Source organism: Proteus sp. G2618, from assembly GCF_009915995.1.
Lineage (GTDB): Bacteria > Pseudomonadota > Gammaproteobacteria > Enterobacterales > Enterobacteriaceae > Proteus > Proteus terrae.
The window spans coordinates 446,322-454,702 of record NZ_JAABNI010000026.1; the positions used below are offsets into that span (position 1 = coordinate 446,322).

The following is an 8,381-nucleotide window of genomic DNA, read 5'->3' on the forward strand; positions in this document are numbered from 1 at the left end:
AATATATGGAGATTTGTCATGGCTAATAATGAAGAAGATAAATTTTTAAAGAAAGCTTATCCCACTATCTTAAAAAAATTAGTAGAACTTATACCAATCGGTAATATTGCTACTACGACTTTTGATCTAATCAATGAAGGAAAACGAGCGATAGATAATGATAAATTTCATAATTTTATCATGGGAATCCAAGAGTATGATGAAGGTGATATAGATCTTTCTAATGAGAGTTTTATTGCGTTAGTTAAAAGATTATATTTAGATGATGAAAGTAGTAAAACTGATATGTATGCAAGGCTAGCTGTTGAGCTTGCTAAAAGTAAATTAAATCCTCATGAAAAAATTTATTATATAAATATTTTATCAAATCTTACATATACAGATATCCAATTAGCAAAGAAATATATAGCATATGAATCAAATCATATTATTGGATTCAAAGATATTACAGAACAATTATTATCTATCACAAAAACGACCAGTGGTATTGAGTTAAAATCAATAAATAGTTTACTTTCTAATGGTCTTATTTATGAGGAAAATGAAACGGTTAAAGTTTATAAGGCATCAGATGAGTTAATTAAATTTACAAGTATGATTTTTAGCTTTGAAGAAATTAATTCAAATGAGTATGGAATACAATTTAAAGAACAATATGATGTGTTAATTATAAATCATGGAATATATAATGAAGGTCGAGGTGATTGGCTGATTAACGAGCTTCAAAAAATAAATATTTCTGCGAAAGTTATTGATAGTAAAGAAGTAGATAACTTTGAATATCATGGAAAATACTTTTTAAATCACATAGTATCAAAAACTGGGAATGAAGAGAAAATAATATTTGAATTATTTAATGGATATGAGAAATACAAAGAAAATAACTTTGGTATTATAAATCGTGTTAGTAGCATTAATATGAAATATGGTAATGTAAAAGATGAACATTTTAACATAGAAATTATAAAATTTCCTGAGGCGATAGCAAGTATAGTTGAATCTTTCAATAAATAAAATAGCACCGCTTAAGCGGTGCGTAGTTGTCATTTTTTCAATTCATTTAAAATACATTCCACTAATGGTATTATATTTTTATTGCCTCTCATCTTTTGAACTATAAAGTTTCTCATTGCAATAAGCTCTACAAGTGGAGCTGATACATCATGACCATCGCTTTCCATCTTTGTTAAAAGCGCTTCAAGACTTGATTTGGTAATTAACTTTTCAATCCCTTTATCGGTATTCACTACATCTGGATAGTTAGCTGGTGCAGGGTATTTATACTTCTTTTCCATGGCTAAAGTCCTCACTAATGAAAATAATTACGTAAACTATAATAATGTAAATGCATTAAAATATTTATCTAAATGGTTAATTTAATTTTCTATTTGATAACCATTATTGCAAATATGGATATATTTTGTAGTTAAAAGTATCATATCCTCATTAACACCAGAGGAGATGAGCAATGACGGTATCTACTGAACTAAGCCATGAAGAGTATGTAGGTAATGGCGTAACAACGGATTTTGATTTTCGTTTCCGTATCTTTGAAAGCAAACATTTGATTGTTGTGGTTGCTGACAGTGACGGCAATGAAACAACATTAAAGAATGGTACTGATTACACTATTGTTGGTGCAGGTTCCTATCATGGCGGTAAGGTGGTTTTAAATAAACCTTTAGCTCAAGGCTGGAAGATATTATTAGAACGTGATTTACCCGTTGTACAAGAAACTGACTTACGTAATCAGGGGAAATTCTTTGCAGAAGTACATGAAGATGCCTTTGATTATCTAACGATGTTAATTCAAAAAGCATTGGGTACTTTCTCGTTGAGTCTGCGTAAACCTACTTATTTATCGAACTATTACGATGCCAAAGGTAATCGTATTGCTAATTTGGCACTACCTAAGTTCGGCAGTGATAGTGCTAATAAAGACTACGTTGATAACAGTATTAAGGATATTGATAGTAAGACGTTGCGAGTCAAGGATAAACCTATTAATGCGTTACCAAACACTGAACAACGCGCCAATAAAATTTTAGCGTTTGATGATAATGGTCAGCCAATCACTGTTTTACCTGAGAGTGGATCGGCTTCTGATGTATTGATTGAATTGGAAAAACAAACTGGTTCATCTTTTATTGGTTATAAATATCCAACAAAAAATTCCACAAAAAGAACAGTAAATAAAAAACTCGATGATTCTGTATCCATTCTCGACTTTGGTGTTGTAGGTGATGGTGTGCATGATGATACCTATGCTCTAATGGAAGCATTAGAATATTGTTACGAAAATAAAGTAGGTATTAATGGTGTTTCCGGGTTAAGGAGTAAAATAACTGACACAATTTACCTACCATTATTTGAAGACCGAATGAAGTTGATTGATTTGGATTTTGGTGGATTAATTCTTTTGCCAACTGGTGATGTTGATGATGTGTTTATTTCCGGTAAAAAAGATAATGGTAGATGGGTATCATGCATGGATGATCCTGCTATGGCGCAAAATGTTAGCAATCTTTATGTAAGAAACTTAGTTATTAACAATGACAATGTAGATAATATAATTGGGAGAAGAGCATTCGGGTTTAAAGAACTGCATATTAATTGTAAGACAGATAACCTTGTTGCTAGAAACTTTGGTTTAGGTTTCGATTTTAACAATTGCTTTTATCTTCACTCTAATAACAATATTATTCTAAACTCAGAGCCATTATTATCTAAAGAATCTATTGGTCATAAGTATAGAAATGCTTGTAATTTGATGAAAATAGAGTCACCCATAGCGCTAAACACTAGGAATGGTTATTTCTTTGAGAATGGTGTAACAGGATTAGTTATGGATAAAGCTTCATTTGAAGCTCAGGGAGTATCAATAGTTTCAAAAGGTGAAATATTTGATATGACGGTAAAGGATAGTTATTTAGAAAATGTTGGCGATGAAAGAGACATCTGCTTTGACTTCCAATCATATTCACACATAACTTTTTCTAATAATTATATGTTACCTAGAAGGGCTAATCATCTATTTAAACACAAGCCGTTGCAACCAAGAAATATGATTGAAGTGCAGAGAAACAATCACATTATAGGTATTAAGCCAGAGAATTATTTTATAGATAAAGGGCTCTCATATAGTGTAATAGAACTTAAAAACACACAGGCTAGCTCTGACTTATCAAACACATTATATAGAATGTCTGAAATTGGTGATGGAGTGATTATTGATAAGAAAGTAATAAATATTAACGTTGGAGGAAGAATAACTCATCTTAGCAATGTAGTTAATGAATATATCCCAGGTAATTATAGTGGTAAGTATAACTCTGGATATACATATGGAACGTTACATGGACTATATAATTCAGTAAAAGATACACAATCTGGAACGTGTTCTTTTTGTACACAAATACTGTATTCTGAAATGCAATTACTATTACTAAACTTACGTATTGCAGATACAAATACAACTAGGGAGTATATTGGAACAATATGGGGTAGTACTTGTAGAAAACCAGATGGAACTATAGATTCAAGGGTTCAGGTTATTAATGATAATGGAAAGGTTTCTTTAGTTGTATCAGGGCTCACAGTGGGCAATTTCAATATTATTGGTGGAGAATTAAGGGTACTCTGAATCATCATACGTTGGTACTTAATGCTAATGCACAGTGATTATGATGTATTAATTTATTTTTCATATAACTTATTGCTGTGCAACATCTTTTAGATAACATCATGTATAATCTCGTGATATTTTTATTATGAATGGTTTGTAACTATATAAAATATATTATATATCAATGATATAGTTAAAATTGGGGCATACGTAATGTTATCTTATAGAAGAGAACTTGATGGTATTAGGGCATTAGCTGTATTTGCAGTAATACTTTATCATGCAAATTTTGAGTTGTTTGGTGTTAGTGTTTTCAAAGGTGGTTACTTAGGAGTAGATGTCTTTTTTGTGCTTTCAGGATATTTAATCACTAGCATTATAAGAGACAAACTCGAAAAAGGAAATTTTTCGATAGTCGATTTCTATTGGCGAAGAATTAAACGTATAGTTCCAGCGTTACTCGTTGTTTTAATATTCACATCAATTTGTGCATATTTTGTTCTAATACCAGACTCTTTAATTGCTTATGCGAAATCATTAAAATCGGCATTATATTTTGGCTCTAATTATTATTTCTTATCTGAAGATAGCTATATTGCTGAAGCAAGTATACATAAACCTTTACTTCATACGTGGAGCCTTGCAGTAGAATGGCAGTTTTATGTTTTGTTTCCAATTATTATTCTATTAATACATAAGTTTTTTAAAAGATACACATTAGGCATCCTAATTATCATGATGCTCGTATCTTTGCAGTATGCGAATATTATTGTTGGAGAAAAAGCTGATGAAGCATTCTATTTACTTCCTTCTAGAGCATGGGAGCTGTTTGCTGGTGGTATAGCTACATTTTATAACAGATCAAATCTTAATATGTTGAAAGATGGTACAATAGGTAGCTTAATTGCCAAAGCAATGCCAGTTTTTGGTTTGTTTTTGGTTATTCATAGTATGCTTTTTATTGGTCATGATAATCCCCATCCATCTTTTATAACTGCAATCCCTGTTATTGGGATATGTTTATTTATTATTTTTGCAAATAAAGGAGATATTGCAAATGATATATTCTCAACTAAGCCTATTGTATTTATAGGTTTAATTTCATACTCATTATATCTATGGCATCAGCCTGTTTTTGTTTTTTTTAGATTACTAAAGTCTGATGAAATAAATCACTCTCAATTAATTATTTTAATAACAATCGCAATATTATTATCTATAATAACTTATTATTTGATAGAGAATAAATTCAGGGTGAAGAAATTAAGTATTTTAAAAATAATAACACTTATATTAATGGCTTCGTTATTATTTACTTTTTACAAAGTAACAATAGAGACTAAAGGCTTTTCTGATAGATTTAGTGGAAAATTAAAAGAAGTAAATGAACGGTTCAGTGTATTAGAGTTTAGAAAATTAAAAGATGAAAGTAATTTAGGTAAGGGATATTTATCTAGTCAACAACAATCACTATGTAACAATAGAACCGTTGATACGGCTTGTGCTTTCGGTGATAAAAAATGGATTAATATTGGAGATAGTTTTGCAGGTCAGTTAGATCCTGAATTGAAAAAGGCATTAGATGAAAAAGGTCATGGATTTATTAGTATGACTTATGAGCAGTGTCCTTTTGTATCTCCTAATATTTGGTTTGGTAATGTCCCTGAATGTGCAGTTGTTAATGAGGATAGATTAAAATATTTTTCTAACTTACAAGAGAAAAAGAAAATTATAGTTGCAGCTAATTACTGGCAGTTTTCCTTACCTAAAAAAAGGATACCTGTAAGCAATTTATCATCATCCGTATTCCCAGAAAATGTTGATTTTGACAAAGAAATAGCGTGGAAAAGTTATGTTGATAACATTAAGTTTTTATTAAGTAAAGGCCATGATGTTTATGTTATCTATCCAATTCCTGTTCCTCATATTGATGTAAGAAATCAATTACTAGGACAATTAAATACTCCTATTTCTACATATAGAAAGGAATATTCGCCTAGTAAATTGTCATATCCAGACACAATCAGAACGACTAAAAAGTTAGATTCGATTTTACCAGATCACCCTAATCTACATAAAATCTATACAGATAAAATTTTCTGTGAGAATGAACAATGTTTAATTATTAATAGCGATGGTGCGATATATAGTGGTGGTGGTGGTCATTTAACTGATATTGGAGCAAAAATGGTTTTAAATAGCTTCTTATAGTACAAGTGTGAGTTTTCTCATTTTTGCATTTTTGGTTATCTAGTCGGTTGTGTAGTATCATGATTACTCATTAATTACTGGTACTACACTCATGCAAGAAGATGTCTACACAAAAGCTGGGATAGGCACAACTGCTTTTCTTGGTTACTTCGCAGGGCTTCCAGCAGAAGTTGTTATGGGTTCACTGTTGGGGGCCATCTTCTTTACCACTGCTGCTACTGAATATAGCTTTAAACGTAGATCACTATTGGCTTTTCTGAGTTTCGTTTGTGGTCTTATATTCTTTAGTCCTGCAGCAACTATCTTTATTTCTGTTACTGGCCTTTTCGGTGTGAAACCGGAGCAATACGAAATCGAACATATCGATGCAGTAGGTGCTTTTGTTTCCGCTTTGCTTGTGGTTAAGTTAAGCGTAAAAGCATACGGAAGGGCTGATATACCGAAACAAGGAGGGCAACAATGAAATGCGAAACATTGCTCACTATTGTTAATGCCATCATCTGTACCGCCATATTTCTGCGTGTGTTCTATTTTAAACGTGACGGCAGACAACACTGTAAAAAAGGTGGATGGTTAGCTTTCCTCATTCTTGCTTACTCTTCAAGCGTACCTATTCGCGCTTACTTCGATCCTAATTATCACGCTGATATCTACAACATCTTTGCCAATATCCTGATCTGCACAACGTTGTTGGTCAGTAAAGGCAATGTCATCAAGTTTATAAAGGGGTGAATATGTCAGTTTTTAAAAGCAATTATGTTAACACTGGCGTTAGAGGTATCAGAAATAATAATCCGGGCAACATTCGACATGGTTCTTCTAAATGGCAAGGTCTAGCAACAGTACAAAATGATGATAAATTTTGTACTTTTATCAATGTTTATTATGGTGTTCGGGCATTAATGAAATTGCTTCAAACTTATAGTAAGCAAAAAGGTAAGCCTAATGTTGGTTGTGACAAAATAGATACTGTTGAAGAAATCATAGAACGATGGGCGCCATCATCTGATAACAACCATACTGAAAATTATATTAAACGAGTTTGTAAGGATACTGGCTTTGAACGTCACGAATGCTTAAATCTATTTGATAAATCAACATCAATCAAAATGGCAAAAGCAATCATTTCTGTTGAAAATGCTCAACAACCTTATGTTGATGATGTTTTCGATAGAGCCTTTTCATTAATTTAATAATGGTGATGATTAATGAATAAAACTGTCATAGCGCTAATTGCTTTGGCTGTTTCCTTTACCGCTGGCTTTGTTGCTGGCGGTATTTATTTTGATAACCAAGCAATGAATAAACAGATTGCAGGTAATCAATTAGATGAAAAGGATGTGGCCACAAATATTGTTCTGCGTAAACAAGCAGACAATGAACAGCAGAATAGGTTGGAGATATATCATGACGCACAACAGCATGATACGATACGCACAGATGCTTTGCTTGATCGTGTTCTTAATCACTTTGACAGGGTGCAGCTCTCAACCGGTACCACGAAAACAGAAGTTGCAAGTACCGATAACACCAATACCTGCCGAATTGAGAAAGCCAAAGCCAGTGAACTTTCTCGACAACTACGAGAAACACTTGAACGATATGGGCGTGAAGCTCAACGTGCAGATGAAAATACCAGAACACTCAACCTTTGTATTTCAGAGCTGGAAGCAAAGGAAAAACTCCTCAATTCTTACCGATGAAAAAGTAGACAGATTTCATAATGACGGTATCGGTGACGGTGTTAGTGATATCTAATTAAAATATAATTTATATTTATCATGTAGTTAAGATGTTAGAATATAATTGAGTGGGAATAATCTAACGTCCGGCATTGTCCGGCACTAACTAGCAAAAAATGCCCTGTAGCCCGCGTCATTGCGGGCTTTTTTGTTATGGGCTTTAGCCAGTTTAAGTCGCGTCAGCGTCTTAAATATAAAACCACCCGCTATGCGGGTGGGTATTAAAGGTTATACCAAGAAAAACACCTTTCCGTTACGATATAGATGTTCAAGCTAATATTCGTAACTTAAATAAGGAAAGGTGTTTATGGGCATTAAAGCACAAAGCTCAGCACATACAAAGTGGCCGTGTAAATACCATATCGTCTTTTCGCCGAAATATAGACGGAAAGTGATTTTTAATAAAATTTGTTCAAGTATAGGTGAAATCCTTCGAGACCTTTGTAAATATAAAGGTGTGGAAATAATCGAAGGGCACCTTATGCCAGATCATGTTCATATGTTAGTGAGTATTCCACCGAAGATATGCGTATCAAGCTTCATGGGATATTTGAAAGATAAAAGTTCGTTGATGATCTTTGATAGACATGCCAATCTCAAATATAAATTTGGCAACAGAAAGTTTTGGGCGGAAGGGTTCTATGTCACAACAGTTGGACTCAATGAAGCCACAATTCAAAAGTATATCAGAGAGCAAGAAAAGTCGAATTTAATCTCGGATAAATTGAGCAATAAAGAATATGAAAACCCCTTCAAGGGGTAAGCCAAAGTAGCAAAGACACTGAGCTTGAACGAAGAGAAAG

The 8,381-nt window shown here is 32.7% G+C and carries 9 protein-coding genes; 8 read left to right on the plus strand and 1 reads right to left on the minus strand.

The genetic code is table 11. The annotated features are described in order from the left end of the window. Positions 1–18 precede the first annotated feature (18 nt). Entirely contained in the window at positions 19–1,014 is a 996-nt protein-coding gene (locus GWJ01_RS18620; RefSeq protein WP_161711462.1) for a hypothetical protein, read from the plus strand. A gap of 29 nt (positions 1,015–1,043) precedes the next feature. Here GWJ01_RS18620 and GWJ01_RS18625 read toward each other — a convergent pair whose 3' ends face one another. Next, positions 1,044–1,295 (minus strand): hypothetical protein, encoded by a 252-nt coding sequence (locus GWJ01_RS18625; protein ID WP_161711463.1) that lies wholly within the window; start codon positions 1,293–1,295, stop codon positions 1,044–1,046. A 173-nt stretch (positions 1,296–1,468) separates the two neighbouring features. Here GWJ01_RS18625 and GWJ01_RS18630 point away from each other — a divergent pair, with 173 nt between their 5' ends. From GWJ01_RS18630 to tnpA, 7 genes are all read left to right on the plus strand, one after another. After that, positions 1,469–3,643, plus strand: a complete 2,175-nt coding sequence (locus GWJ01_RS18630; protein ID WP_161711464.1) for a hypothetical protein — start codon at positions 1,469–1,471, stop codon at positions 3,641–3,643. Between the two features lie 195 nt (positions 3,644–3,838). Further along, positions 3,839–5,836, plus strand: a complete 1,998-nt coding sequence (locus GWJ01_RS18635; protein WP_161711465.1) for an acyltransferase family protein — start codon at positions 3,839–3,841, stop codon at positions 5,834–5,836. 91 nt (positions 5,837–5,927) lie between these two features. Continuing rightward, entirely contained in the window at positions 5,928–6,299 is a 372-nt protein-coding gene (locus GWJ01_RS18640) for a putative holin (RefSeq protein WP_075674257.1), read from the plus strand. Then, positions 6,296–6,568: a phage holin family protein gene (locus GWJ01_RS18645; RefSeq protein ID WP_161711466.1), complete on the plus strand. Its 273-nt coding sequence runs from the start codon at positions 6,296–6,298 to the stop codon at positions 6,566–6,568. Before GWJ01_RS18640 ends, GWJ01_RS18645 begins: the two co-directional genes overlap by 4 nt. Before the next feature lie 2 nt (positions 6,569–6,570). Then, positions 6,571–7,029, plus strand: a complete 459-nt coding sequence (locus GWJ01_RS18650) for a hypothetical protein (protein ID WP_004250892.1) — start codon at positions 6,571–6,573, stop codon at positions 7,027–7,029. A gap of 15 nt (positions 7,030–7,044) precedes the next feature. Beyond that, on the plus strand, positions 7,045–7,539 hold the full coding sequence (locus GWJ01_RS18655; RefSeq protein ID WP_115349911.1) for a hypothetical protein: 495 nt from the start codon (positions 7,045–7,047) through the stop codon (positions 7,537–7,539). 346 nt (positions 7,540–7,885) lie between these two features. Then, positions 7,886–8,341, plus strand: coding sequence for an IS200/IS605 family transposase (gene tnpA, locus GWJ01_RS18660; RefSeq protein ID WP_161711248.1), 456 nt, complete (start codon positions 7,886–7,888; stop codon positions 8,339–8,341). The last annotated feature ends 40 nt before the right edge of the window (positions 8,342–8,381 follow it).